The sequence below is a fragment of the Wolbachia endosymbiont (group A) of Yponomeuta plumbellus genome (assembly GCF_947251575.1).
GTDB classification, from domain to species: Bacteria; Pseudomonadota; Alphaproteobacteria; order Rickettsiales; family Anaplasmataceae; genus Wolbachia; species Wolbachia pipientis.
This window is the reverse complement of sequence record NZ_OX366353.1, coordinates 695,342-721,721: the sequence shown is the minus strand read 5'-3', so window position 1 is coordinate 721,721 and position 26,380 is coordinate 695,342. Positions and strand designations below refer to the sequence as shown.

The window sequence follows — 26,380 nt, the reverse complement described above, 5'->3', positions numbered from 1 at the left end:
ATATCCTATATTAGTTAAAGTAAATATTAATAATGTTTACTTTTTAAATAAAAATAAATGAAAATTTTAATAAAAATTATTTTTTTTAATAGAATAAAAATCTTTTATATTTGCTTGAGTACCAAAAGGGCTTTATTGGTGTAATGCGTTTTCTATTGCGCCTGGCTGCAGCGCGTGATGCAACCGGATTCAAGTGTCAGCTACTTTTATAGCACCACTTCTGCTTCAATAACTGTAAATACTAAGCAATCTGTCTTAAAATCTCCTCTTGTTGCTGAGCATGGACACTAGCATAACCACATGCAGGAGATGCAGCAGCAGGTCTCGCGATACACTTAGGTCTTTTTGCTTGAATATCGAGATTGGACAACACTTCTTCTATCAATGGGTTGACAAAAAACCATCCTCCCATATTTTTTGGTTCTTCTTGACACCATATAATTTCAGCGTTTTTGTACTTTTCAAGTTCATTACTTAGTTTATCTGCAGGAAACGGATAGAATTGTTCTAAACGTATCACTGCTATATCGTTTATTTTTTGTGTTTCAAGCATTTCAATTATATCGTAATAAACTTTACCGCTGCATATTACAACTTTTCGTACTTTATCACTTGAAACTAAACCTTTTCTACATTCTGGAATCACCGTGAGGAATTTTCCTTCAAAATCGGATAGGTTAGAAACTGCTCTTTTATGACGCAGTAGTGATTTAGGTGTAAACACTACTAAAGGCTTGCGAAAGTCTCTATGCATTTGTCTGCGTAAGACATGGAAGTAATTCGCCGGAGTGGAACAATTAACTACCTGCATATTATCCTCTGCGCAGAGTTGCAAAAATCTCTCTATACGTGCGGAGCTATGCTCAGGTCCCTGTCCTTCATAACCATGAGGCAGCAATAAAACTAGACCGCTTGATCGCAACCACTTTGTTTCTGCAGATGCGATAAACTGGTCGATCATAATTTGTGCACCATTTGCAAAATCACCAAATTGCCCTTCCCAGAGCACCAGTGAATACGGGGAATCAAGACTATATCCATATTCAAAGCCCATTACAGCATACTCTGATAAAGCGCTATCTATGACCTCAAAGTGAGCTTGCTTTTCATTTATATTGTTTAGCGGAATAAACGCTTCTTCTGTTACCTGATCAACAAGCCTTGAATGACGGTGCGAGAAAGTTCCACGACCAGAGTCTTGTCCTGATAAACGCACTCCTATTCCTTCTGTGAGCAGTGATGCAAACGCAAGACTTTCGGCAGTTGCCCAGTCTATATTACTACCGGAATTTATGCTGTCTATTCTGCCATCAAGTATTTTTCTAACCTTATTGTTAATATTAAAGCTACTTGGGATGTTGCTATTTATATGTACACCTAATTTTTTCAACTCATCTGGCGGAACACCAGAATCCGTGTAGTATTCGCTCAAATCGTTCAACTTTGCTCTTCTTAATTTTGACCACACTCCACCGAACCAGTCAGCTTTTTTTGGAGTATAAGCCGCTGATTCAGCAAGACTTTTATCTAATTTTGCCCTGAACTCACTGCGCAATTTATTTACCTCATCACCACTTAATACTTTCTCTGCGATCAACTTCTCTTCATACAGTGTTCCTGGAGTTTTATGCTTTGATATTACCTTATACATGAGTGGCTGAGTGAAATTCGGTTCATCACCTTCATTATGGCCATATTTGCGGTAACATATTATGTCAATCACTACGTCCTTTTTAAATTTCTGCCTATATTCCATCGCCAGACTTGTAGCAAAACTCACAGCTTCTGGGTTATCTCCATTAACGTGAAACACTGGAGCTTCTATTGATTTTGCTACATCAGTACAGTAAAAAGAGGATCGCGCACAACACGGATTAGCAGTAAAACCAACTTGGTTATTAATAACAATGTGCACAATGCCATCTACCTTATAACCTTCAATATTGCTTAAGGTTAGAGTTTCAGCAACCACTCCTTGGCCGATGAAAGCCGCATCACCATGAATTGATATGCCAAGCACAGATCTTATATTCTGTTTTGCTCTTATTCTTCCAGCCAAAACCGGATTTACCGCTTCAAGGTGAGATGGATTAGGGCATAAACTTAAATGTATTTTCTTACCACTGGCAAGTGTTTGATCAGAAGAGTAACCAAGGTGATATTTAACATCGCCGGACACCTCAAGACCACCTGGATATGCAAGATTGCCTTGAAATTCAGATAGCATTGCCGCATATTCTTTGCCCATAACTTTGGTTAGAATATTGAGTCGTCCGCGGTGAGCCATGCCAAGAACTATTTCTTCAATACTAAAAGCTACAGAATCACTAATGATTCTCTCAATTGCAACGATAGCTGATTCCCCACCTTCGATAGAAAAACGTTTATATCCAGGAAATTTCATATGGAGAAATTGCTCGAACATCTCAGATTCAATTAAGTGCCTCAGTATTTCCTTTTTATCTTGTGAACTCAGCGTATAGGTTTGATTTTCGATCTTTTCCTGCAGCCACATCCTCTCCTCATAAGAGGAGATATGCATAAATTCAAAACCGATGTTCTTGCAGTAAATATCTCTATAGATTCCAGCGTCACTTGCCGGATATAGATTCGAATATTTCTGATAATCTACTTCCTTATTCACATTGGGTGATAACGGATTAAGATCCGCAAAAAAATGACCGTAAGATCTGAAAAAATTTGCTAAACTAGAAACTGAATCATCCACCTTAGTTACATGTTGTGCACCGCAGGTCTCCGCTTTATTAACTTCTAAATTGCTTGAAAAAATTCTATACCAATCCTCCCCGATTGATTTATCACCCTGCAAATAACGGCTATACATTTCTTCCACAAATTCTGCATTATCACCATAAAGGCAGCTTAAACTCGACATAATCACTATAAAAAGTATCAAATACTTATAAGTATAACTTAAGTTTTTTAAAAAAGAACTTTTTTAGTTTCTATACGTCATACCGCGATTCATTCGCAGTATCTCTTAGCCGCTAACACGTAGCGGGATGACGAGATGCCACCACGAACCGTCATACCGCGCGATTCATTCGCGGTATCTCAAAGCATAGATCCCGCTAACAAGCAGCGAGATGACGGTTGTCGTTTAGCTATAAATATTAAGAAATTTACCAAATAAAAAAAAGGCAAAAGAACCCCCGTGGTTGGCTAATTACTTACATTATACTTTCAAGTATGGCGTTTTTTTTATTCTAAACGTTTAATAACCGCGATTCAGTTGCTTTTAAGCCGCAACTAATCTAAATTATAAACATTAAGAAATTTACTAAACAGAAAAAAAGGCAAAAGAAACCCTAGGGTAGCTAGTTATTCACTATCTATTTTTTAAGTTGGCGTTTTTTAATGTTTTAAATAGCGTATTTCAGCTTGTGTAGGTAAAAACCCAGAAATTTGATAAAGACATAGAGTGCACATAGTGCAAAAAATTAAACATGAGACGCCAGATACGTGAGTTTTTTTGTCATTTAATCTGTACAGAGAAGATAAATAAATAGCTTCAGTTTCATGATAAGGGGGCTGGCGGAGTTTGTCAAGGAAGTTTTTCGTTTCTATTTCCAATAAAAGTTTGTATGCAATAACACAGAAGCATGTACAGCTATTCCTTCATTTCTTCCAAGAGAACCTAATTTTTCTGCAGTGGTTGCTTTGATATTTACAAATTCATCATCAATTTCTAATGCTTTTGATATGAATTTCTTCATTTCTACTTTGTAAGGCGATATTTTAGGCTCTTCACAAACTATAGTAATATCTAAATTAGATACGCTGTACCCTTTTTCTTTTGCTTTTTTAGCAGCAAAGTCAAGGAAGTGAGATGAATTGCAATCTTTCCATTCAGAGGAACTAGGAGGAAAGTGCTCTCCTATGTCGCCATATCCCAGTGCTCCGAGTATTGCATCAACGATTGCATGTATTGCAACATCACCATCAGAGTGCGCTTCTATTGCCATGTTGTGTTCAATTTTCACACCGCAAATTTTTATAAAGCTTTCAGCACCGTTTTGAACTTTAATGAACTTATGTATATCATAACCGGCTCCGACACGAAATTTTGGCTCTTCAAAAAGAAGCTTTGCCATATTGATATCCTCTTTTGTGGTTAACTTAAAATTGCTTTTCTCACCCTTAATAATCGCAACATGTTTTTTGTGCTCTACCATTAGTGATGAATCGTCAGTAAATTCTTTGACTGATTGATGGCATGATAATAATTCTTTGAAATTAAAAATTTGAGGGGTTTGTATGGCTCTGAGCTTTCCTCTTGAAATCGTAGATTCAATAAAACTATTACTCACCAATGACATAGTGTCTTCAACTTCTATTGCTGGAACTACTCCTGTATATTGATCATTAATCATAGATTCAACCAAGTTATCTATCAGAACATCTGACACAAAAGGCCTACAAGCATCGTGTATAACTACAAAATCTGGGTTAACTTTTTGTAAGCTTTCAAGCCCTAGTTTAACTGAACTTTGCCTGTTTTCTCCTCCGTATACAGGGCTTAGTAATTTAGTGTCTGTAATTAGTGATATAGCTTTCTCATAGAAACTTTCATGGTCTCTATTAATTGCTATTCTTATGTAATCTATATATTGGTTAGCCAGAAATCTTTTAATTGTATGAAATAAAACAGATTTACCTGCCAGTTTTATATATTGCTTAGGAATCGTAGAATTGCATCTACTGCCTACTCCCGCTGCAACTATTAATGCTGCTATTTTGTATTTCTTAGCGCACATATTTCTTTTTGTAGAAGCTTTCCTCTCTATCCAAGATTCTTTCCGAAAAATAAAATTTCTGACATCATATAAAAGTTACTTCCCCTATTAACTAGCATAATTATAATAGCAAAAGAGATATTTAGAGAGCTCAAAATCTATCTTTGCCTGCGGATTAAACAACTAAATTTTAGTAAAAAACGATAGTATTACAAATCGTAAAATACTTTCAACATAGGAAAAATAAATTGCATATTTTTCAGTAAATTAGCTATGCTAAACACATGCAAAAACGTCATATAACTATTTGTTTCATACTGCTTTTTATAATAGGGATGTTATTCCTGATGCGTCCTATGATTTTTCCATGTTTAATATCTATTATTATTGCATATTTGTTTAATCCGCTAGTAGTTAAGTTTGAAAAGTATAGAATACCGCGTTCATGTTCTGTAATTTTTATAATACTTATTTTATTAATAGCTTTTATACTAGTCATAACATTTGTTTTACCTATTATATATGTTCAAATTACTTCAATATTAAATTTCTTAGTGAGTAAAGTGCCTTCATTAAAGCTTAAAGTAATCCCCTCTGTATTAGAATTTCTTAATATAAAAATCGAGGATAGCTTATTTGATCACTTATCTAAAAATCTAGCAGAAAATTACAGCAACTATGTATCTTATTTCATGAATGCTCTTGATATTGCTAGTAACTTTATAATCCAAGTGTTAAGTTCAAGCTTTAACACGGTATCATTAATGGTGATTACTCCTGTAGTGTTTTTCTACATATTACGTGATTGGCCTTTAATTATAGAAAAAGCTAATAAATTAATCCCTATTCCTTACAGAGGAAAAATTGCAGATTATTTTTCCAAAGTGGATTTCATTATATCTAATTATCTAAAGGGGCAGGTAAATGTATGTATTGTCATGATGGTCTTTTACTCTGTGAGCCTGAGCATAATCGGATTGGAACACTCTATTGTTATTGGAATTTTATCAGGAATGTTAACGTTCATACCTTACGTAGGGCCATTATTATATACCATTATTGGGTTTTTGAGCGCTATCACTCAATTTAGTGGATGGTTTGAAAGTGCTGCCGTTTTGCTATTATTTGGTGTTGGACAATTAATAGATTCAAATATATTAGTTCCTTTATTAATAGGAAAAAAAGTTCATATACATCCAACTGTAATTATTCTGGGAATTACTATATGCGCTTCATATTTTGGATTTACAGGTATATTACTTTTTATTCCAATAATAGCAATGTTCAATGTATCAGTAGAATATGCAATCAATAAATATTTTAAAAGTGAGCTTTATAAAAACGGCTAACAGACCTTTTGCATAATCAATTTATGGTAAGAGGAGAAATGAGCCCAGAATACCTGACACATTTGAGGAGCGTAAGTAAATTTCTGCGCAAAAATTACTACCAGAAAGAGGTTACGTAAGAGGTTCAACGTGCAATTAAATTTATTTAACAACAATCAAGCTGATTATAGCCGGCAAAATTACATCATCTTAGATGAAAATAAGCACGTATATAATTCGGTAGTTAATGATTTATCTTGGAAATGTCTGATTCTTTTTGGACCTAAAAGCTCCGGTAAAACTCATCTTGCTCATATTTGGCAATCAATAAACGATGCAATCTTTATCAATGTGAATAACTTCGTAAGCGAGATTAGGTATAGCGATGCTTTTATTTTAGAAGACGTACAAAACATTAAAGATGAAGCAATGTTATTACATTGTTACAATTACATGAAAGAAAACGACAAGAGGCTGCTAATCACTTCTTCAATTTCACCAAAAAAGCTTAACTTCAAACTAAGAGATTTAAGTTCTCGAATATTATCAACTATCAGCGTAAAAATTTTGCCTGCAAGCGAGGAATTATTAAGAATTATGCTAATAAAACGATTTTCAGATAAACAGTTAAAAATTGATTTAAAAGTGATTAATTATATTTTAGCAAGAATAGAACGTTCTTTCTATAGCATTGATAAAATTATAGAAAAGATAGATAATGAATCTATAGGGTCAAATGTGACCGTTCCTTTTATTAGCACTTTATTAAAAAAAGATGCCATTTGATTTCTTCTTTTGTAAAGGTGTATATTAAAAATTTATTAACACCCATAACACTAACGTAATTGGAATCTCTATCTGTCCATGTTAGAATTATAATCAATGTTATGTTATAATAAATATAGATAGATACAGCTAAGAAGTATTCTATATTTATAGTAGAGCTCACTTTATAAGGTGTTTTTTATAGATTTAACGTTATAATTTAACTATGATAAGAGTAAGATTAAATTTAAGAAAAAGGTTAAAGCAAAAGTTTGTGATGTTCACTCTATTGATAAATGCTTTATTTGTCTCATATTTTCTCATAAGAAACACAGGGAACACTTCTAATCAAATTATAGCCAAAGAAATAAATATAGGAACTGATAATGAAAAATAAACAGTCGCAAAATAAAAAAGAAAATCTTTACATAACATATTACATAGATGCTTTAGCTTCAGAGAGGTTCGCTGCACAAAATACTCTGGAAAGTTATCGTTCGGATTTACACCAGTTTGAAGAATTTTTATTGGAAAGCGGCACTACCTTGGTTGGTGTAAACAAAACCAATATTAAAGATTATGTGAAATCTTTATGTACACAAAAAAAATATAAAAGTAGCTCTATATCAAGAAAAATATCCGCTATGAAAAATTTTTACAAGTGTCTATTTAATGACGGAATAATAGATTTTAATCCAGCGCCGGCTAATGATGCTGAATTAAAGAATCCAAAAGTTTCTCGTCCTTTGCCTAAGTATTTAAGTGTCGAAGAAATATTTTTGCTAATGGACACAGTGAGAAAATCAGCAAGCGAATCGAATAAAGAGATAAGCAGTAAAAGGCTATGTGCGATTTTAGATATCCTTTACTCTTCTGGAATGCGTGTTTCTGAACTAATTAGTATGAAATTATGTGAAGTGTCACATTTAATAAACAGTAATAACAAAGAATGCTATATAATAATAAAAGGAAAAAGTGGTAGAGAGAGGCAAATTCTTTTTAATGAACAAGCATTGCAGAGCCTTAGAAATTATTTATCAGTTCGTGATAATCTGATCTCTAAAGAAAAGGAATCCGATTGGCTATTCCCAGGTGATAAACCTAATAAACCAATTACAAGGCAGAGGCTCGGTCAATTAATGAAGGAGTTGGCAAGAAAATGCAATATTGATGAAAATAAGATCTCTCCACACGTGATTAGGCATTCTTTTGCTACCCATCTACTAAATAGCGGAGCAAATATTGTGTTGATACAGAAAGTTCTTGGCCATACTAACCTTTCTACAACACAAATATATACTCATATTGCTAACGAAAAGTTAAAGGACAAATTAGCTGATTCGCATCCTATTACTCAGATGATCAATAATTAAATTTATTGTTTTTAATTTGTAATAAAGTTAAATTTAAATAAATTTATGTGAGTTTGTGATTTCAAGTTTATTGTTTAATTTCTTTCTTATATTATGGGAGGTATTCTATACTTTCATTACTCTCCCTGTAATTTTCTTTTCTGAGTGTGTAATAACCATTTTCCTCGTCTGTTCGGTGAGAGTTGTATTATTCATGCTGCGTTTATTATGTGGCATTAAATATGAAGTGAGGGGAATGGAAAACATCCCTAAGCAACCTTTTATCATTGCATCTAAACACCAATCTCCATTTGAAACATTTATTTTTATACTACTATTTAGAAAAGCGGTTTTTATTTTAAAACGTGAATTGAAATGGATTCCATTCATTGGTTTGCATCTTATAGCGCTGAAAATGATTTTTATTAACCGTTCAGATGGTATCAGTTCTATACGCCATATAATCAAACTAGCAAAAATGCGTATAAAAGAAAATAGAAGCATAATAATATTTCCTGAAGGTACAAGAACAACTATAAACCAAAATATAAAATATCAACCAGGTATTGCTGCTTTATATAGCGTATTATCTGTTCCTGTGTTACCGGTTGCTTTAAACACTGGTTTGTTTTGGCCAAAAAGCATACTTTCTCTGAGAAAGAATCCCGGAAAGGCAGTAATAGAAATATTGCCCCCAATATATCCTGGGTTAAACAAAAATGAATTCTTGCAAAGTTTAGAAAAAATTATTGAAGAGAGAAGCAGTAGATTAACCATAGGAAAAACTGATATTGCAAATTAACAAAAAAACTTTATAATTAAAAGAAAAGTACAGTATTTTAGGTATTAATATATGGCAAATCATAAGAGTGCTAAAAAAATGATAAAGGTAATAGCAAAGCGCACTTTAATAAATAAGATGCGGAAAAGTAAAACTCGCACCTCTATTAGAAAATTGGTTGATATAATCAAGTCTGGCGACAAAGAAAATGTTGTTCTGGCATTTCGGAATGCTGAATCTAATTTACACAAGTGTGTGAACAAAGGTGTTATTCATAGGAATACTGCTGCGCGTAAAATAAGTCGCTTAAATGCAAAAGTAAAAGCATTGATGACCGCTTAATACGGTTAATGTAAAGTTAACTGTATTAATATATACTCCTCAGTTTGTATATTCTGTATAAAATTTAAGTAGCTTAAGTGATGGATAAAAAAGTGCTATTAGAACTAAGTAATGGATTAAAAATCGAGCTACCTGTATTAAGCGGAACAACAGGTCCTGATGTGTTAAATATCAAGGATTTATATAAGATGACAGGATTATTCACTTACGATCCAGGGTTTGTTTCTACAGCTTCATGCTCTTCTACAATTACATTCATTGATGGAGATGAAGGAGTTCTTAAATATAGGGGACATAATATAGCTGATTTGGCAGAGAATAATAATTTTACTGCTGTGATTTATTTATTGCTCTATGGTGAATTACCCAGTTCAGAGCAACACAAAAAATTTCTTCTCAAAATACAAGAATCATCCAAAGTATCAGAGCAAGTTACAAATGTAATTAAAGCATTTCCAAAAACTGCTCACCCTATGTCAATCTTAGTTGCATGTTTTGCAAGTTTGTCAGCATCTTATCATGAAAAGCATGGCAACAATGTCAATGGTGAAGACCTAGATTTTGGAATTTCTGCAATAGCGCAAGTTTCCACAATTATTGCAATGATTTATAGGCATATCAACAATCAGGAATTCATAAATGCTAACAATGAATTAAGTTACAGTGAAAATTTCTTAAAGATGATATTTGGCGATGCTGTTGATAATGATAAAAGCGCCCTTTTTGCAAAAGCTCTGGATAAAATATTTACTCTCCATGCTGATCATGAACAGAATGCTTCTACGGCGGCTGTCAGATTGGTGGGATCGGCTGGTTCTAATCTGTTTGCAAGCCTCTCTGCAGGAGTTGCTACACTTTGGGGACCAGCACATGGTGGAGCTAATGAGGCAGTTATAAATATGCTAAAAGAGATAGAGCAAAGTGGAGATATAGATAAATTCATCGAAAAAGCTAAAGATGATAAAGATCCATTTAAATTGATGGGATTTGGACATCGTGTTTATAAAAATTATGATCCGCGCGCGCGTATATTGAAAGGCGCTTGCCATGAGGTTCTAAGTAAACTAGAACAAAATAATGAACTGCTTAAAATTGCAAAAAAACTTGAAGAAATAGCTTTAAAGGATGAATATTTTATCGTGCGTAAGTTATATCCAAATGTTGATTTTTACTCAGGTATAATAATGAATGCTATTGATATCCCCTCAAATATGTTCACGCCTATTTTTGCACTTGCAAGAACCACTGGTTGGGTTACTCAGTGGTATGAAATGATAAATGATAAAGAAACTAAGATCTGTAGACCAAGGCAACTCTATTTTGGTAAATAAATTTATTTTCACTTCATTAGACTTCTTGCATAACCCAAACTAAGTAGAAAAAAGGTGTCATCCGAGTAGCTGACACTGGTTCCTTTACGACGGAAGTGTCCAGAGGTGTCATTCCAGTCTGGAATCCAGAAAAAAGGATGGTGTCATTCCGTATCCGTTCAGCCAATGGCGTCAACTTAAGAACTTTCATTAGCAAACTCTCCTAAAGACATGATGGCGTTTAGGCTTATCTACTTTATTGCGGCTGTCCCGGTCGGATTTTAACTTTAGCGCGTATACTTAAAAAGGGCTTGAAAGTTTTTTGGCGCAATAAGTACCTGATAGAGTTTCTGCCTCATTACACCAAATAAAACTGAAAAATTTAAACGATACTCAGTAATTTGATCTGGGTTCCAAGGCCCTTGTGCATCACACATATGAAGCGATAATATATTGCACATGACCAAGTTTGCCCAAAATTCTTGTAATACAGCCTCTCCAGAAAAATTCTCTAACTCTGCTCCTACTTTGAGTCGTTTATAGCACTCCTCTATGTGCCACCTTAACACATAAGCTTTGCTCCAAAGTCTCGGTCAAAAACTCTGTTTCTCAGTTGGCTAATGTCAGCACTATAACTCTTACTTTCTGTCCTTTCATTTTATTTTTTAGCTTTTCATTTTCTAATATAAAATCAAAATCTAATTCGCCAGCGTTCCCATAGCTTACTATAATTTCTTTTTTGCAAGCGAAAAATAAAATCTACTTCCAAATCATAATGCTGCTGAATGAATTTTACTGAAGACGATCATAGATAAATAATAATTTCTCTTGATTTAATAAACGCATTTGAGTGATAACTTCGGGTAATTGCTCTGCCGCCAACGTTTGTTCACCTATATTCCAAGCTGCAAGACGAGCACTACAAATTAGCGAAGTACACAAATCAACAAACAAATTGCCAATGGTGCCTGTTGTTCCATTTGGTTCAAACTCGGATACAATTTCCCCAGAGCTGGGTAATCTCATACCAGAACCATCTGCTGCAATAAGTCTATAGCCTCTCCAACTCAGGTTCATCCTGATAGGCTGTTTGGATGCTTAAATTCTTGAAAGCCTGTATGGCAAATCTTATACCTTGCTTTAGAAAAAGCTTGCTTTGAGGGTACATGTCAATGGCTCCATAAGTTCACATTCTATTCCCAAACTTTTTTTAACTAACTTTAAAATCATAGAAAATACTGTCGAAAAAGGAAGTTTTCTTGTTCGTGTAAAACTCAACACAATGGATTTTCTGAAAAGTTTTCGAGTATATTATATTTTTAATTTGTAGAATAAGGTTTTTTCCTTTTTGCATATTTCACCTAAAAAGGACACATTTTAGACTTCTTTGTTGAAATAAAACAGAAACAAAAGTGCTGTCCCTTGCACTCTTTGGATAATTTAATGATAAAAAATTTAGAGAGAAATTTTATACACTATCGCTGATATTTTTCCTTAAGTTGACGCCATTGTGTGAACACTTACCTAATGATGAAGCTATCGAAAACATAGCAAAGAGACTTCAAAAATCTATAGACGATGCAAAAAAGCACAAGGTCATGTTTAGTGTTGATGTATTCCAAGGAGAAAAAAGTCATCAATAATAGATTATTCGATACTGATCTTATACCACCTCATGGAGCAAGATAAAAATGTTACTGAGACTGGAAAAGAAAAACTACGGCCTCTTATGTTAGAAATGTTTAATCTAGTTTCAACAGGCACTGATGTGAGCCAAGAAGTTCGGAGATTATTGCCAGAAGATATACTGAAAGAACGCGGCGAATATTTGTCACGTCTAAAACAAATTGTAAGTGATAGTATTGAAAATGACAAAAAAAAAGAAATTGTAGTAGAAAGAGATAATAAATTTTATTATGTACAGTGTCCAGAAAAAAGTGTGATCACTCCTGCAAAATTTATGAACTCCCCGGAATTTAAGGACTTAGAATATGGTGCATTGCGAATAGGAGAAGGAGATAATCTAATCTGAATAAAAAGCTGGCAATATCATGATATGCAAGGCAAAGTAAAAATGACCTTTAGGGTAGGCGATGAAAAGATCGAAATGATTTTATCTTCTGAAAAAGCTGAAAGTTTTGGTAAAATAATGGTACATATGGATGACAAAAGTTGTGAAATCTTCTCAAAGTACCTAAAAGAGCTAGAAAAAGAACCTCGTATAAGCAAGGTTGTTGAAGCTGCTAAAAGTTTTGCACAAACAAAAAGCAGTGCAGTTAGTCCACCTCTTTCTAATATGAAAAGTGTTGACACATCGCAACATTTTCAAAGTAGTGACCATGAATCACCAGAGCATTAACAATTATCATACATACATTGTTGCATATAGCAATAGTGTATGTGTATAGTTAGTAGGGTTTGTAAACTTAATAAAGTCTACAACTAATTTGAAAACTACTTTATTGTATGCAAGACTTTAAAATACTAGAAAATCTAAAAACCAAAGCACTAGAAGCTGAAAAAGGAGGCGGTTCTGACAGGATTACCAAACAACATGAAAAAGGGAAATTAACTGCTAGAGAAAGGCTCAGTATATTGCTCGATGAAAGTTCTTTTGCAGAATACGATAAATTCGTAAAACATCATGCAAATGATTTTGGCATGCAAAATGCTAATTTTTTAGGTGATGGGGTAGTGATTGGTCATGGTACTATTTATGGCAGAAAAGTTTTTGTTTATTCTCAGGATTTTACTGTCTTTGGTGGTTCACTTGGTGCGTCACATGCAAAAAAAATATGCAAAATTATGGATATGGCAATTAATGCCAGAGTTCCAATTATCGGACTAAATGATTCTGGTGGAGCCAGAATTCAGGAAGGAGTAAATTCTCTTGCTGGTTATGGAGAAATTTTTCAAAGAAACGTAAATGCATCGGGTGTTATACCACAAATTTCTTTAATTATGGGCCCATGTGCAGGAGGTGCAGTTTATTCCCCAGCATTAACTGACTTTACTTTCATGGTGAAAAACAGTTCATATATGTTTATAACCGGGCCAGATGTAGTAAAAAAGGTTACCTACGAAGATGTAAGTTTCGAAGACCTCGGTGGAGCAAAAATTCATACAAGCAAAACAGGAGTAGCGGATTTTGCATTCAATAATGATGTTGAAATGCTGCTAAAAATGCGTGAATTCTTTACTTTCTTACCAGCAAATAATCAAGAATCACCAAAATCTGCACCAATCTGTAATGATGTTGACGACATTGATGAATCCTTAAACACTCTAATTCCTACCAATCCTAATACTCCTTATGATATGTATGAACTCATTGAAAAAGTTTGTGATGAAAGGAATTTCTTTGAACTGAAACCTGATTTTGCTCGTAATATCATAACTGGTTTTGGTAGAATTGGAGGAAATACTGTCGGTATTGTTGCAAATCAACCTATGCACCTTGCAGGATGTTTGGATATTGATTCTTCAAGAAAAGCTGCGAGGTTTGTAAGGTTTTGTGACGCATTTAACATTCCGATCATCACACTTATTGATGTTCCAGGATTTTTGCCGGGTACAAATCAAGAATACAATAATATAATACAACACGGAGCGAAACTGCTTTACGCTTACGCTGAAGCGACCGTGCCGAAAATTAGCCTTATCACTAGAAAAGCGTATGGTGGTGCATACATTGTTATGAATTCGAAACATCTAAAAGGTGATATAAATTATGCCTGGCCAACTGCTGAAATAGCTGTGATGGGCCCTGAAAGTGCAGTTGAGATTATATTTCGACACGAAAAAGATCAGCAAACGTTAATTAAAGAATATAAAGAAAAATTTGCTAACCCATTTTTTGCTGCATCATATGGATACATTGATGACATTATAGTGCCAAGTAAAACAAGGTATCACTTTTGTAAAGCATTAGAGCTACTCAAAAACAAGAAGGTAGAAAGGATATGGAAAAAGCATGACAACTTACCTCTGTAACTTTCTTCTAAGCCTTGCTTACAAGTTATGCAATATTATAAGTATAATCAGTGTGCCGTTACCAAGACTCGAACTTGGGACCTCGTCATTACCAATGACGTACTCTACCACCTGAGCTACAACGGCAAGTTTATATATTATGATAATGAATAACACAAAAAAGAATAAGGAAAAAGAAGAGGAGAAAAAAAGATTAGCGAAAGCTTTAAAGCAAAATATTTTGAAAAGAAAAAAGCAGCAACAGAGTAGACAGAGAACCCTTTCAAAACTCGTTTGTGGTGAGGAATTTTTAGGAGAAAGCACCGCAGAATACTCGAATGTATTTGAGAACGACAAAATTACCATCAGAAACTTAAGTTTTGAAGGAGGTATCATGCCAGAACTACCGGAAGTGGAAGTAATCTCTAATTTTTTGCTTGATAAAATTAAAAACAAGCAAATCAGTAATGTTATAGTGAATAATTGGAATTTACGTGCCCCAATAACAAAAAATATTGATGATATGCTAAAGGGCAAAGTCATACGCAACATCAAGCGTAGAGGTAAGTATACCATCTGGAATACAGATGGTAGTGTGGCTGTAATCATACATCTTGGCATGAGCGGAAAGCTTATATATGCTGACCACGATCAAATGCGGAATAAGCATGATCACGTGGTATTTTTATTTTCTGACAATACTTCAATAATTTTTAATGACCCAAGAAGATTTGGATTAGTTATCGTTTTAAATAAAGAACAAGAAACGGATTTTTTTAGCGATTTTGGAATAGAGCCCCTCACGGATGAATTCAGTGGAGACTATTTACAGGAGTTGCTGAAAAACAAAAAAGTGAATATCAAATCAGCGTTAATGGACAATAAATCAATAGTTGGCGTAGGCAACATATATGCTTCTGAGAGCTTGTTTAGAGCCTGTATATCACCACTCAGGTCAGCAAAAAACTTGACCTATAGAGAGTGCGAAAAACTTGCTGCTGAAATAAAAAATACTCTGAGTGATGCAATTGCTGCAGGCGGTTCAACACTGAAAGATTATGCACAGCCATCTGGATCTGCTGGATACTTTCAAAATAACTTTTACGTATATGGTAAAGTTCAAAAACCTTGCAAGATTTGCAATAATATCATAACACTTATACGACAAAATGGCCGTAGCACTTATTTTTGCAACGCGTGCCAGAATTAAGATTTTATTTTTTGATATGATATTTTCACTTGAAAAAGATCCATTTGATTTGTTTTCAAAGTGGTACAAAGCAGTACTTAATTCTCCGTGTGAACAACCAACTGCAATGACGCTAGCAACTTGTAGCAAAGACTGTATTCCATCTGCAAGAGTGGTATTACTAAAGGAATATAGCAAAGAAGGTTTTGTGTTTTTCACTAACGTAAACAGTAAAAAAGGGAAAGAATTGACTGAGAACCCCAAAGCTGCGTTAGTGTTTCACTGGATAGAATTTTCTAGGCAGGTAAGAATTGAAGGAGAGGTTAAACTTCTAAACGATGAAAGAACTGACAAATACTTCTCTTCTCGAGCACGTGATAGTCAAATTAGCGCATGGTGCTCAAAACAATCGAGCATTCTGAAAGATTGGCAAGATTTTGAGCAAGCTATTGAATTGAAGAATAAAGAATTTTATGATCAAAAGGTCCCTCGTCCTGATTTTTGGGTGGGATTTTGCGTAATCCCAAAAGTAATTGAATTTTGGCAAGAAGGTGAATATAGGAAGCATATTAGATTTAGATACACTCTTGTTGAGGGAAGCGATTGGAAAGTGGAACAACTATATCCTTAAAAATGGTTGCGGGAGTAGGATTTGAACCTACGACCTTCAGGTTATGAGCCTGACGAGCTACCGAGCTGCTCCATCCCGCGTCGTTGCTTATTTAGTTATTATATATACAAATAATGAAAAAAGAAAAATAAAATTTCACCACATGCAAATATTGACACACTTATTAACTTTTCTTGACATAATAGTTAGTTATATACGTAACAATCTGCGCAATGAACAATATAACTTGATACTCTGGTTTCCTGTTTTTCAGTGTGTAGGAATTCTAACCTATTTTTCCCTAAGTTTTGAACCAAGCTGCATATCTATTTTTCTTTTGCTTTTACCCACACTAATTTTGATTGCAATATTGTATAAAAGGTACGCGATATTGTGTATCGCTTTAATTGCAGTGCTCATAGGATTTACAGCTAGTAAATTAAGAACAGCTTTAGTTGATACTCAAATTCTTGATAAAGAGAGATATGTAAAAGATATCGTTGCCACAGTGAAGGATATTAACGACAGGGGCTCATATAAACAATTTCTGCTTTCTGTTGAAAAATCCCCTACTATCTCAAAATCCTCTCCTGTCATCCCAGCGCCCCCTTTTGTCATCCCAGTACTTGATACTGGGATCCAGAAAAAAAAGATATGGATTCCAGCGTCACGCGCTGGAATGACACCGGATAGAGCTCTAGATAACATCAGAATATCAGTTAGAACCAAAGTGGAAAAAGGCATTAAAATAGGCGATCAAGTAAAATTATCAGCAAAACTCTTCCCTCTAAAGATTGCGCCCTCGGAGTATGCATACGATTTTGCAAGAATAGCATATTACCAGAAAATAAGTGCAACAGGCTTTGCAACAAGCAAAATAGCCCTGCACAAAAAGGCTGAAGCAAGGAAATTTCAAGAATATATAGAATCTTTCCGTCAATACATTTATGAAAACCTGCAGCAAAATATCAAGAAACCACATGCGGATATAATCTCTGCATTACTGATCGGTAAAAAAGATGGCATAGATCAAAAAACTATGGACGCGATACGAGATTCAGGTATAGCACATTTGTTTGCCATATCTGGTTTGCATTTATCATTCGTTGCTGGTCTGTTTTTTGTAGTGTTTCGTAATTTATTCGCAATATCTGAAACTTTGACTCTTAAGTATAACACCAAGAAAATATCTGCATTCCTTACTATCTTGCCAACCACGTTTTATTTGTTGATTACCGGTATGCAAATTTCTGCTCAGCGTGCCTACATCATGGTGATTTTAGTACTCGTTGCAATAATGATAGAGAGAAAATATCGAGGGTTAATAGCAATTGCGTTTGCTGCTTCAGTGATACTCTCAGTAGAACCAGAAGCAATTTTAAAGCCTGGCTTTCAGATGTCATTTTCTGCTGTTTTGGCACTGGTTGCCAGTTATCAGATCAATGCCAACAAATTATTCAAAATAAAAATAATGAAATATTTTGTGTCGATAATGATCAGCTCAGTAATAGCAAGTTTAGCAACTGTTCCGTATACGATATATAATTTTAATTATTTTTCAATTAGTGGCATTATCACAAATTTAGTTGCTATACCGATAGTTACATTAATTATTATTCCACTTGGAATAATCTATGTTTTTTTGATTCCTTTGTGTATTGAGTGGATTATAGCGCCACTTATAGAGCGCCCAATTGACAGCATTTTGTATATAACAAACGCTATCGCTAGTCTTCAGTATTTGGTTATTCCCATTCGTACTTTTCCTGCCTCATCAATTATTATAATAACATTTGGGTTATTGTGGCTGTGCTTGTGGGAAAGAAATTGGCGTTTTTTGGGATTTTTTTTTATTGTACTAGGTATTTGCTTTAGCGCTGCATATAAAACCCCCGACATCCTAATAAATGCTGATAATGTTGCTGCAAAGGAGAGTGATAACTTACTATATTCTCTCACTAGAAAAAGCAGAAATTTTGTTATCAAAACGTGGGCAAAGCAAAACGGACAGAACCAAATTTTGAATCATACAAAATATAGCAATCCAGATAAAAGACTAAAGTATGGCTGCATATATAATAAAGGAAATAATAAATTAGTGCTGCTAGCTTATAAAAAAGAAGATATTTCAGAAAATTGTGATAAAGTTGATTTAACAATTCAATTAAGTGAGTTTGACTATTCAGCTTGCAACGCTAAAATTATTAAACATGCTGATCTAGAAACGTATGGCACACATTCTGTTTGGTTAACAAATCGTTACGTAAAGATTAATACAGTGCGCTCCAATAGGCCTTGGCACATGTTGAAAAATTAAGAAACTTGATTTTAAGGTTTGGTTAATGTATACCTAAATAAGTTTAAACTAGAAAAATGTTATGGTTACAGACACTCAAGATCCTTTCAAAGACTATTTTGATTTTTTAGGATTTAGAAAACTTTCTGACCAGCCCAGTAGAATTTTGAGCTCTATAAGAAAGTATTCTGGTACTATATCGATAGCAAGTACCATTGCTACTCTTATAGCATTTACTGCCTTTTCTATTCAGCCTGTTACAGTAAGTATTGCTGGGTTTGCGTTCACGCCAGCACCTCTTGCCTTTATTCCTCTTATAGTTCTCTTATTTACTGCTGTTATAAACTTTATAAATACACAAAAAATAAAAGAGAATGAGATAGATAAAAAAGTAGGAAACTATCAAGTTGATGAACAGTACAGCCAGATTGTTCAAGAAGCCGAAAAAATTGAAATTGTAACAAATTTAGATAAAAAGGGGGAAAAGCTTTCAATAGTTTTACCAATTTCTAAGACGCAGAGAGAAATACTAGAAGATATAGAAGCAGAAAATAGAAATAGGATTCTCTTGTTTACTGGATCATATGTATTTGGTACTATTATAGTAGTTTCAGCAATATCACAATCCATTAATGCTCCAATAATATTAATAGCTTTATTAGTCGCTATTCTTTTATGCATCATATCAACACTTAGCAATCTAATAAGTAATAGCGTGGATCATGAAAATCATACTATTAGAAAACACAGTTCTTTAGGTCTTCTATTTCCATACTGGTCTGGAAAGGGCATGATTGTATCAGTAGTAGAAAATAAGCTTGGTAAAAGGGAAAATGAACTAATATCTCTAATGAAAAAACTACTTAGTCCGCTTTGCAACTCATTTGACAGTAACCTTAAAAAAGCTTGCGATTTACTTGATAATAGTCTTTTAAAGCCTGCAAATATTAACATTAAAGAAACGCTTGATCACCTAAAAAAAATCAGAGAAGACATCAAAAAAGATTTAGATTGGCTACATGCAGAAATTTCAGAAGTTTTAAATAACACTAAAGAATTGACAAAAAAAGCACATTCACTAGATATTGAAGGTACTTTTTCTAGGTTAGAGAATGCTATTAAAATTGCTGAAGATAAAATTGAACGATTTGAACCAAGCCGCTTTGTAGGCTGGCTTCAATCAACTACGCAGTCTAATAATAACGAGTTCCTTAGCATGCTAAAAAAGTTAAAAGAGGATACAGAAAAGGAAAAAACGGAATTGAAGAAGCAATTAAACGTAGTAAGGAATGAATTAGAAGAAATAAAAAAGAAGCAAGCTCAACCAAGTACGCCTGATTTAGAAGCTAACAATGGAAATAATACTAATAAATTATTAGTATTAGAAAATAAAGTCAAAGAACTACGTGACACAGTTAGAAAGTTAGAGCTGGAAGCAGAACAAAATAAGCTGCAGCAAAAGAAGGAAAAGTTAGAGCAAAAAAAATCTGAACAAGAAAAAACAGATGAATGGAAAGAAAAAATCAACGGCAAACCAAGTGACTTTCTATATTATTTATTAGAATCTATTAAGCTGGAAGAAAAAGATAATAAAGAAAAAAAGGTTGAGGCAACATTACGAGATTTTGATAATAAAGTTACAATCTACTGGAAAGATGGCTCTCAAACAATTTGCCATATTAAAAAACAAGGTGATCTGCAAATTGAGTCTAGTGCAACAATGTTTACAGACCCAAATGTTCAAGCAGCATGGGAAATGGCGCGGGGTAAATCACTATAGATCACTCAATAATAACCTTAAGTGTTAATAATGATAAAGAGAAATTAAGGTTAGACACCTATATAGCTGAAAAATGCAACATATCACGCAGTAAAGCTCAAAGATTGATACAAAATGAGCAGGTGAAATTACTTGGCATACCGATAATTAATAATGATCACATAGTAAAACCAGGTGAAGAGTATATAGTACATCTCGTTCAACCTGACATATCCACATCAATTGAGCCTAATTATGACATAAAACTTGATATCGTCTATGAAGATGAGGATATTATAGTTCTGAGTAAACAAAGTGGATTAACAGTGCACCCAGGTGCTGGGACAAACAATGATACGCTTTTGAACGCAGTTATCGCTCACCTTAATGTAAGACCAGGAATTGTTCATAGACTCGATAAAGATACTAGTGGGCTAATGGTAATTGCAAAAAATGAAGCAGCCCATAGTTTTTTGTCTGAATTGTTATCGAATCGCAAAATAAAGCGGGAATACTTAGCAGTAGTTTGGGGAACATTATCTTCTCAGCAAGGCACGATAAAAACTAACATTGCTCCCAAACGCGGTAATAAAGAAATGATGTGTGTAACAAAAATCACAGGCAAATTAGCAATCACTCACTATTTAGTGCAAAAAGTTATAGGACAAGTAAGCCTCGTTAAATGCACTTTAGAGACAGGCAGAACACACCAAATTCGAGTCCACATGAGCCACATAGGACATTCCATAGTTGGTGATCAAGTTTATGGAAAAAATAGTAGTAAAAGCACAAAATATGCTAAAAACTCTAGTTTTATTCGTAATTTCAATAGACAAGCACTACATGCTTATACACTGGGCTTATATCACCCCAAAAGTAAGGGATACATGGAATTTGTCTCTGATTTACCGCAAGATATAAAAACTTTAATTGGTGAGTTTGACAACATATCTTAATAACATTCGTATTAACCTATCAATATTATCATCCATGTTATCAGGAAGTTAATTAATGAAAGAAAAACTGCTGCACTACCTAGATCTTTCACCTTTTTTGAAAGTATGTGTTGTTCACTGGAAATACGCTCAATTGTCGTTTCAAAAGCAGTGTTAACAATTTCCACAATTAACACCAGGAGAATAGGCTGCTTATCATTACTGCACGTTCTAGATTACTTACATCCAAAACAAACAAAATTGAGACACATACTATAAAAAGCAGTAACTCCTGTCTGAACGCAATTTCTGATATAAAAGCTGATTTTATTCCTTCACAAGAGTATTGAATTGCTTTTATTAGACGAATAATGCCCTTCTTCATTATTATTCACAAAACCCTTTAATCAAAATTTTAACTCATTTGGATTTGCTACACCCTATAGCATTTTTATCATTTGTTTACCCTATTGGTTTTGAAATTAAGATTTACCGCAACTACAATAAGTACTCTTATCATCACATTTTGGTGTTAAGTCAGGATAGAACGTGAGTATAGCATCATTCTTTCTTACAAACACTGATTGATAATCGTCATCTTCCATTTCATATAGACACATTCCATCTTTTCCTAATTCCTTAAACGCCTTAGTTGCAGAAATTATCGGCATGAAGGTTATATGCGTATCCATTTGGGCATTTAACTTTCACTTCCCCATCCTTACCTAAATATTTCATTCCAAATGTATAAACTGGCGGCTTAATATCTGATTTATTGCATAGGGACTTATCATTCCAAATTGCACCTGCCCATTTATCTTCTTGAGCTTCAACATATCTACCTACAAAATGCATACCACCTAGTTTATCGTTTGGCTCACCACAAAAAATATGTCCAAACCCTATAGTTTCTTTTTCACTTTCACTATTTGTAAACCAAATGTTAGCCAGTTCATCTTTAAGTAACTCCAAATCCGCATCTGGCGTAATCACTTATATATTCCTTTCACTACTTCTTGATGCTGCGGACAACTAAGTAAAATTTTGAAATCTTCTTTATCTGGATGTGCTCCCCAATCTCCACAAACTTTCAACACTCCTCTATCGAAGTCAGTTAATTCTGAAACGGTGGCTGGTTGTGAACTGAAAAATGGTTCAAAATTGACTTCAACATTTTCTTCTACATAGCCGGTGTGAAAATAATGATCCTTAATATAAAAAATAAATCCTATTATTGGTATTATTAAACACAAAATTAGTTTAACTGTCTTCGACATAATCACGTTCACAAAAAAGCTAGCCTATAAGAAATAATTTAAAAAAGTTTTAATCTAATCGTTTTTGCAGAGCAGCAACTCCCGGCATTTCATCGCCACTTAACCAATCTAAAAATGCTCCTCCACCAGTGGAAACATATGTAAAATCCTTATCGGTAAGGCCTGCAGCGCTTATTGCAGATAGACTATCGCCTCCCCCTATTATGCTGGTTAACTTTCCTTTGTGCGTTAAGTCACTTACGATTTTCATTACCCCTATTGTACCACTTGCAAAAGCTGAATGTTCAAAAACACCAATAGGTCCATTCCACAGCAGAGTCTTACTGCTTGCTATTATACTGCTTATTGTACTCAAAGTTTGTGGTCCGATATCCAAAATTATATCACCGTCCAAAATGGACTCAGTTCTTCTTGAAATACTAGTGCTGTAATCAGAGTTTACTGCAACCAGAACGTCTTCTGGCACAACTATTTTGCAATTGTTTTTATTTGCTGTTTCAACAATATTATGTAGAAGGTCGTCAACACCATTTTGAAAGAAAGATTTCCCTATATTTACTTTGCTAAATGACAAAAAATTATTGGCTATTGCACCACCTAGAACTAGGTAATCAACCTTTTCTGTTAGCTTCATAAGCACTTTTATTTTAGTTGATATTTTAGCTCCCCCAACTATCGCAGTAATAGGTTTAGCTTTAAATGATACAGCTTTTTCAAGATACTTTAGCTCATCTTGCAAGCAAAATCCCGCATAAGAAGGTAAAAATTCTGTAATGCGTGAAATAGAAGCGTGAGCTCTGTGAGAGCAAGAAAATGCATCATTTACATATATATCCGCTAGAGATGCTAGTTGTTTGGCAAAATTTGAGTCACTTTGCTCTTCCTCTTTATAAAATCTTAGATTCTCTAGTAATATTATATCTCCTGCATCCATAACACTTACTGCTCTTTGTACTTTTTCACCAAAGCAATCGTCAATGAATTTCACTTTTTTATTTAGTAACTGCGATAAAGTGTCAATTACATTTTTTAGCGACAGATTATTGTCTCTGGCCTTTGGGCGTCCAAAATGTGATATAATAATAATCTTTGCACTCGCATTCACTAAATACTGAATAGTAGGCAATGCTCTCAAAATACGAGTGACGTCACGAATTTCTCCATCTTTTATAGGAACATTGAAGTCAACTCTGAGTAAGACGGCTTTATTGTGAAGATCACAATTTTCTATACTAGGTATACTCATTGTAAAACTAAAGCTATAAAGTCACTATACAGCAGTTTGATCTAAAGTAAAGTTTTAAGCTTACGAACGTTTAAGGAAATTTGCATGCCAAACGCTTGACACTGGAACCTTATCGTCATGCCACTGCGAACCGTCATACCGCCGCGGTATCTCTAGATCCCGCTAACAAGTAGCGGGATGACGGTTGTCGTTTAGCCATAAATATTAAGAAATTTACCAAATAAAAAAAAGGCAAAAGAAGCCCTGGGGTTATTATCTGCTTTAAAATATTGGCGTTTTTTATGTTTTAAACGCTTGACAAGCGAGATTCAGCCGCTTTTAATTGCAACTAACTTACGCTGCAAATGTTTAAGAAATTTACTAAGCAGAAAAAAAGACAAAGAATCCCCGAGTTAGCTAGTCTTTTACTATCTCTGTCGAGTATTGGCATTTTTTGATGTCTTGTAACGCTTTATAAGCGCGTTCAGCTTATTTAGATAAAAATCTAGATGTAGATGAAGTTTTGTAAAGACATACAGTATCTATATACTGCAAAAAATTGAACATAAGACGCCGATACATTAAGTAATCCTTACCTTTTAATCTGCAGATTGGCGAAAGCAAATACAATAGCTTCACTGTTATGATAAGGGGGCTGGCGAAGGGTGTCAAGGAAGTTTTTTCGTTTAATCCGTTTCTTGATTTAGGTGCCCTTGACTTCCGGCTGGGTCGAATTTGTATAGCTACATTGTTGGTAAATCTAAATTGCTTTAATAATTTTGATTGAAAAATAGTTTTTCTATTATATAAATGCTACTTTAGAGTAATCAAAATGGAAGACAATAAATATAGCCTAGGTTTAAGAGTTATCCATTGGTTGATGGCTGTTTTTATTATCGGTATGCTTTGCTCTGGACTTTATATGAAAAGCTTACCACTTAGCAATGAAATTAAGTTCAACATATACGCTATTCATAAGGCTTGCGGTATCACTATTCTTGGATTAATCATAGTACGCATATTTTTTCGCGTCTTTACTTATGTTCCACCACTTCCAGCAAATTTTTCTCGGTTTGTAATCAATATAAGTAAAGCAGTGCACTTTGGTTTGTATTCTTTAATGGTGCTAATGCCACTATCTGGCTATGTCATGTCTTCTGCTTCTGGCAAACAGATCAAATATTTTTTCCATATCCCTTTGTTGATTAATCAAAACAAAGATCTAGCTAACACGGCTAACGAGCTACATTCGATGCTTGCATATTTTATGGTACTCTTTATAATCTTACATATACTTGGCGCTTTGAAGCACACATTTATAGATAAGCAAAACATTTTTAAACGTATGATATAGGTTATATGTTAAGTAGCCTCTGGAAAAAAGGAACAGATTTTCTTGGCAGTGAGTTTGCTATAATGGGTGGTGCTATGAGCTGGGTTTCAGAGAGAAACTTGGTCTCAGCAATCTCAAACGCTGGTGGTTTTGGTGTGATTGCATGTGGTGCAATGTTCCCAGACTTACTGGAAAAAGAAATCATAGAGACACAAAAATTAACTAACAAGCCATTTGGTGTAAACCTAATTACTATGCACCCAAAGTTGAGTGAGTTGATAGATGTGTGTATTGAAACGAAAGTGAGCCATATAGTGCTTGCCGGTGGACTGCCAACAAAGCCTAATATAGAAAAAATCAAGGGTGCAGGCATTAAAGTTATGTGCTTTGCACCAGCATTAAGCCTTGCGAAAAGGTTAGTAAAAATGGGAGTAGATGCATTAATAATAGAAGGAATGGAAGCAGGTGGGCATATAGGTCCAGTGAGCACTTCTGTTCTTGCACAAGAGATATTGCCTCATTTTAAAAATGAACAAATACCAGTGTTTGTTGCAGGTGGAATAGGCAGAGGCGAAGTGATAGTTAATTACTTAGAAATGGGAGCAAGTGGCTGTCAAATAGGCACATTATTTGTCTGCACTAATGAGTCAATTGCCCACAAAAATTTTAAGGAAGTGTTTATTAAATCGGCCGCACGTAATGCAATACCTTCTGTACAGATAAGTGCTGATTTTCCTGTAATTCCTGTAAGAGCTATAGCCAACAAAGCAAGTGATGACTTCATGAAGCGTCAAAAAGAAGTTATTGATGAATACCAAAAGGGCCAGATCTCAAAAGAAGATGGGCAGCTTGAAATAGAAAAATTCTGGGCTGGAGCTTTAAGAAGAGCAGTAATTGATGGAGATGTTGAAACAGGATCTCTAATGGCTGGCCAAAGTGTTGGCATGGTTGATAGGGAAAAGCCTGTAAAAGAAGTAGTGAATATGTTAGTTCAACAAGCAAAGAATTATATTAATAGCAAATCTGTAGAAGTAGAAAGCCCAGAAAGCAAATAGTTAAGCGACCTTCCAATAAGCAAGTTGCCGCAATTATTTATAATATGGCATAATTGCCCAGTTTTAATGTAAAATTAACGCTAAAGAGGTATCT

Annotated in this window: 22 protein-coding genes, 2 tRNA genes and 2 pseudogenes; 17 read left to right on the top strand and 9 right to left on the bottom strand. The window is 34.3% G+C overall.

From position 1 onward, the window contains the following. Window positions 1–241: 241 nt before the first annotated feature. Entirely contained in the window at window positions 242–2,896 is a 2,655-nt protein-coding gene (locus OPR39_RS03665; RefSeq protein WP_265039112.1) for a 2-oxoglutarate dehydrogenase E1 component, read from the bottom strand. 688 nt (window positions 2,897–3,584) lie between these two features. Continuing rightward, window positions 3,585–4,778, bottom strand: coding sequence for a 2-C-methyl-D-erythritol 4-phosphate cytidylyltransferase (ispD, locus tag OPR39_RS03660; RefSeq protein ID WP_015589406.1), 1,194 nt, complete (start codon window positions 4,776–4,778; stop codon window positions 3,585–3,587). Window positions 4,779–5,041: 263 nt separating this feature from the next. On the opposite strand from ispD, the gene OPR39_RS03655 reads away from it, so the two are divergent. The 6 genes from OPR39_RS03655 to OPR39_RS03630 all read left to right on the top strand — a co-directional run bounded on the left by OPR39_RS03655 (window position 5,042) and on the right by OPR39_RS03630 (window position 10,656). Continuing rightward, the gene (locus OPR39_RS03655) at window positions 5,042–6,106 is read left to right on the top strand and encodes an AI-2E family transporter (RefSeq protein ID WP_141456664.1); all 1,065 of its coding nucleotides are present in this window, start codon (window positions 5,042–5,044) and stop codon (window positions 6,104–6,106) included. Between the two features lie 129 nt (window positions 6,107–6,235). Then, on the top strand, window positions 6,236–6,871 hold the full coding sequence (locus OPR39_RS03650; RefSeq protein WP_006280257.1) for a DnaA ATPase domain-containing protein: 636 nt from the start codon (window positions 6,236–6,238) through the stop codon (window positions 6,869–6,871). A 365-nt stretch (window positions 6,872–7,236) separates the two neighbouring features. Then, a complete protein-coding gene (locus OPR39_RS03645) occupies window positions 7,237–8,223 on the top strand; it encodes a tyrosine recombinase (protein WP_174516851.1) in 987 nt (328 codons plus the stop codon). Between the two features lie 55 nt (window positions 8,224–8,278). Next, the gene (locus OPR39_RS03640) at window positions 8,279–9,004 is read left to right on the top strand and encodes a lysophospholipid acyltransferase family protein (RefSeq protein WP_010963063.1); all 726 of its coding nucleotides are present in this window, start codon (window positions 8,279–8,281) and stop codon (window positions 9,002–9,004) included. A gap of 51 nt (window positions 9,005–9,055) precedes the next feature. Further along, window positions 9,056–9,325, top strand: coding sequence for a 30S ribosomal protein S20 (gene rpsT, locus OPR39_RS03635; protein ID WP_012673338.1), 270 nt, complete (start codon window positions 9,056–9,058; stop codon window positions 9,323–9,325). Window positions 9,326–9,405: 80 nt separating this feature from the next. Next, window positions 9,406–10,656 carry a citrate synthase gene (locus OPR39_RS03630; protein ID WP_015589409.1) on the top strand — a complete coding sequence of 417 codons (1,251 nt, stop codon included), beginning with the start codon at window positions 9,406–9,408 and terminating at the stop codon, window positions 10,654–10,656. 189 nt (window positions 10,657–10,845) lie between these two features. Here OPR39_RS03630 and OPR39_RS03625 read toward each other — a convergent pair. Then, window positions 10,846–11,989: pseudogene (locus OPR39_RS03625) on the bottom strand (transposase). A 154-nt stretch (window positions 11,990–12,143) separates the two neighbouring features. On the opposite strand from OPR39_RS03625, the gene OPR39_RS03620 reads away from it, so the two are divergent. From OPR39_RS03620 to OPR39_RS03605, 4 genes are all read left to right on the top strand, one after another. Then, window positions 12,144–12,278 carry a hypothetical protein gene (locus OPR39_RS03620; protein WP_265039110.1) on the top strand — a complete coding sequence of 45 codons (135 nt, stop codon included), beginning with the start codon at window positions 12,144–12,146 and terminating at the stop codon, window positions 12,276–12,278. Between the two features lie 32 nt (window positions 12,279–12,310). Further along, a complete protein-coding gene (locus OPR39_RS03615) occupies window positions 12,311–12,667 on the top strand; it encodes a hypothetical protein (protein WP_227738564.1) in 357 nt (118 codons plus the stop codon). A 24-nt stretch (window positions 12,668–12,691) separates the two neighbouring features. Then, window positions 12,692–12,994, top strand: a complete 303-nt coding sequence (locus OPR39_RS03610; RefSeq protein WP_231115838.1) for a hypothetical protein — start codon at window positions 12,692–12,694, stop codon at window positions 12,992–12,994. A gap of 107 nt (window positions 12,995–13,101) precedes the next feature. Further along, window positions 13,102–14,628: an acyl-CoA carboxylase subunit beta gene (locus tag OPR39_RS03605; RefSeq protein WP_015589410.1), complete on the top strand. Its 1,527-nt coding sequence runs from the start codon at window positions 13,102–13,104 to the stop codon at window positions 14,626–14,628. A gap of 53 nt (window positions 14,629–14,681) precedes the next feature. Here OPR39_RS03605 and OPR39_RS03600 read toward each other — a convergent pair. Further along, window positions 14,682–14,754: transfer RNA gene (locus tag OPR39_RS03600), tRNA-Thr, on the bottom strand. Window positions 14,755–15,001: 247 nt separating this feature from the next. Between OPR39_RS03600 and mutM the strand changes: the two genes are divergently transcribed. Both mutM and pdxH read left to right on the top strand, forming a co-directional pair. Further along, window positions 15,002–15,817: a bifunctional DNA-formamidopyrimidine glycosylase/DNA-(apurinic or apyrimidinic site) lyase gene (gene mutM / locus OPR39_RS03595; protein WP_015589411.1), complete on the top strand. Its 816-nt coding sequence runs from the start codon at window positions 15,002–15,004 to the stop codon at window positions 15,815–15,817. A 16-nt stretch (window positions 15,818–15,833) separates the two neighbouring features. After that, window positions 15,834–16,427, top strand: a complete 594-nt coding sequence (pdxH, locus tag OPR39_RS03590) for a pyridoxamine 5'-phosphate oxidase (protein ID WP_015589412.1) — start codon at window positions 15,834–15,836, stop codon at window positions 16,425–16,427. Window positions 16,428–16,430: 3 nt separating this feature from the next. Here the strand turns inward: pdxH and OPR39_RS03585 are convergent. Beyond that, a tRNA-Met gene (locus OPR39_RS03585) sits at window positions 16,431–16,507 on the bottom strand. A gap of 62 nt (window positions 16,508–16,569) precedes the next feature. On the opposite strand from OPR39_RS03585, the gene OPR39_RS03580 reads away from it, so the two are divergent. From OPR39_RS03580 to OPR39_RS03570, 3 genes are all read left to right on the top strand, one after another. Beyond that, the gene (locus tag OPR39_RS03580) at window positions 16,570–18,723 is read left to right on the top strand and encodes a ComEC/Rec2 family competence protein (protein ID WP_265039108.1); all 2,154 of its coding nucleotides are present in this window, start codon (window positions 16,570–16,572) and stop codon (window positions 18,721–18,723) included. A gap of 61 nt (window positions 18,724–18,784) precedes the next feature. Continuing rightward, window positions 18,785–20,482 (top strand): hypothetical protein, encoded by a 1,698-nt coding sequence (locus OPR39_RS03575; RefSeq protein ID WP_141456661.1) that lies wholly within the window; start codon window positions 18,785–18,787, stop codon window positions 20,480–20,482. Continuing rightward, a complete protein-coding gene (locus OPR39_RS03570) occupies window positions 20,473–21,417 on the top strand; it encodes an RluA family pseudouridine synthase (RefSeq protein ID WP_041573544.1) in 945 nt (314 codons plus the stop codon). The genes OPR39_RS03575 and OPR39_RS03570 overlap by 10 nt, the downstream gene beginning before the upstream one ends. An 11-nt stretch (window positions 21,418–21,428) precedes the next feature. On the opposite strand, the gene OPR39_RS03565 is transcribed toward OPR39_RS03570, so the two are convergent. The 4 genes and pseudogenes from OPR39_RS03565 to OPR39_RS03540 all read right to left on the bottom strand — a co-directional run bounded on the left by OPR39_RS03565 (window position 21,429) and on the right by OPR39_RS03540 (window position 23,919). Continuing rightward, complete coding sequence (locus OPR39_RS03565) at window positions 21,429–21,584, bottom strand: diacylglycerol kinase (protein WP_265039107.1); 156 nt, start codon at window positions 21,582–21,584, stop codon at window positions 21,429–21,431. A 2-nt stretch (window positions 21,585–21,586) separates the two neighbouring features. After that, entirely contained in the window at window positions 21,587–21,781 is a 195-nt protein-coding gene (locus tag OPR39_RS03560) for a diacylglycerol kinase (RefSeq protein WP_265039105.1), read from the bottom strand. A 97-nt stretch (window positions 21,782–21,878) separates the two neighbouring features. Then, window positions 21,879–22,673 (bottom strand): annotated as a pseudogene (locus OPR39_RS07465) (EndoU domain-containing protein). 49 nt (window positions 22,674–22,722) lie between these two features. Continuing rightward, on the bottom strand, window positions 22,723–23,919 hold the full coding sequence (locus OPR39_RS03540) for a phosphoglycerate kinase (protein ID WP_015589416.1): 1,197 nt from the start codon (window positions 23,917–23,919) through the stop codon (window positions 22,723–22,725). A gap of 811 nt (window positions 23,920–24,730) precedes the next feature. Between OPR39_RS03540 and OPR39_RS03535 the strand changes: the two genes are divergently transcribed. Further along, window positions 24,731–25,252 carry a cytochrome b gene (locus OPR39_RS03535; protein WP_015589417.1) on the top strand — a complete coding sequence of 174 codons (522 nt, stop codon included), beginning with the start codon at window positions 24,731–24,733 and terminating at the stop codon, window positions 25,250–25,252. Window positions 25,253–25,257: 5 nt separating this feature from the next. Beyond that, complete coding sequence (locus tag OPR39_RS03530; protein WP_265039103.1) at window positions 25,258–26,286, top strand: NAD(P)H-dependent flavin oxidoreductase; 1,029 nt, start codon at window positions 25,258–25,260, stop codon at window positions 26,284–26,286. Window positions 26,287–26,380: the final 94 nt, after the last annotated feature.

Coding starts and splice junctions, on each gene's coding strand:
- OPR39_RS03665 (WP_265039112.1), bottom strand. CDS start 2,896: ATGTCGAGTTTAAGCTGCCTTTATGGTGATAATGCAGAATTTGTGGAA.
- ispD (WP_015589406.1), bottom strand. CDS start 4,778: ATGTGCGCTAAGAAATACAAAATAGCAGCATTAATAGTTGCAGCGGGA.
- OPR39_RS03655 (WP_141456664.1), top strand. CDS start 5,042: ATGCAAAAACGTCATATAACTATTTGTTTCATACTGCTTTTTATAATA.
- OPR39_RS03645 (WP_174516851.1), top strand. CDS start 7,237: ATGAAAAATAAACAGTCGCAAAATAAAAAAGAAAATCTTTACATAACA.
- rpsT (WP_012673338.1), top strand. CDS start 9,056: ATGGCAAATCATAAGAGTGCTAAAAAAATGATAAAGGTAATAGCAAAG.
- OPR39_RS03630 (WP_015589409.1), top strand. CDS start 9,406: ATGGATAAAAAAGTGCTATTAGAACTAAGTAATGGATTAAAAATCGAG.
- OPR39_RS03615 (WP_227738564.1), top strand. CDS start 12,311: ATGGAGCAAGATAAAAATGTTACTGAGACTGGAAAAGAAAAACTACGG.
- OPR39_RS03610 (WP_231115838.1), top strand. CDS start 12,692: ATGCAAGGCAAAGTAAAAATGACCTTTAGGGTAGGCGATGAAAAGATC.
- OPR39_RS03605 (WP_015589410.1), top strand. CDS start 13,102: ATGCAAGACTTTAAAATACTAGAAAATCTAAAAACCAAAGCACTAGAA.
- mutM (WP_015589411.1), top strand. CDS start 15,002: ATGCCAGAACTACCGGAAGTGGAAGTAATCTCTAATTTTTTGCTTGAT.
- pdxH (WP_015589412.1), top strand. CDS start 15,834: ATGATATTTTCACTTGAAAAAGATCCATTTGATTTGTTTTCAAAGTGG.
- OPR39_RS03580 (WP_265039108.1), top strand. CDS start 16,570: ATGCAAATATTGACACACTTATTAACTTTTCTTGACATAATAGTTAGT.
- OPR39_RS03575 (WP_141456661.1), top strand. CDS start 18,785: ATGGTTACAGACACTCAAGATCCTTTCAAAGACTATTTTGATTTTTTA.
- OPR39_RS03560 (WP_265039105.1), bottom strand. CDS start 21,781: ATGAAGAAGGGCATTATTCGTCTAATAAAAGCAATTCAATACTCTTGT.
- OPR39_RS03540 (WP_015589416.1), bottom strand. CDS start 23,919: ATGAGTATACCTAGTATAGAAAATTGTGATCTTCACAATAAAGCCGTC.
- OPR39_RS03535 (WP_015589417.1), top strand. CDS start 24,731: ATGGAAGACAATAAATATAGCCTAGGTTTAAGAGTTATCCATTGGTTG.
- OPR39_RS03530 (WP_265039103.1), top strand. CDS start 25,258: ATGTTAAGTAGCCTCTGGAAAAAAGGAACAGATTTTCTTGGCAGTGAG.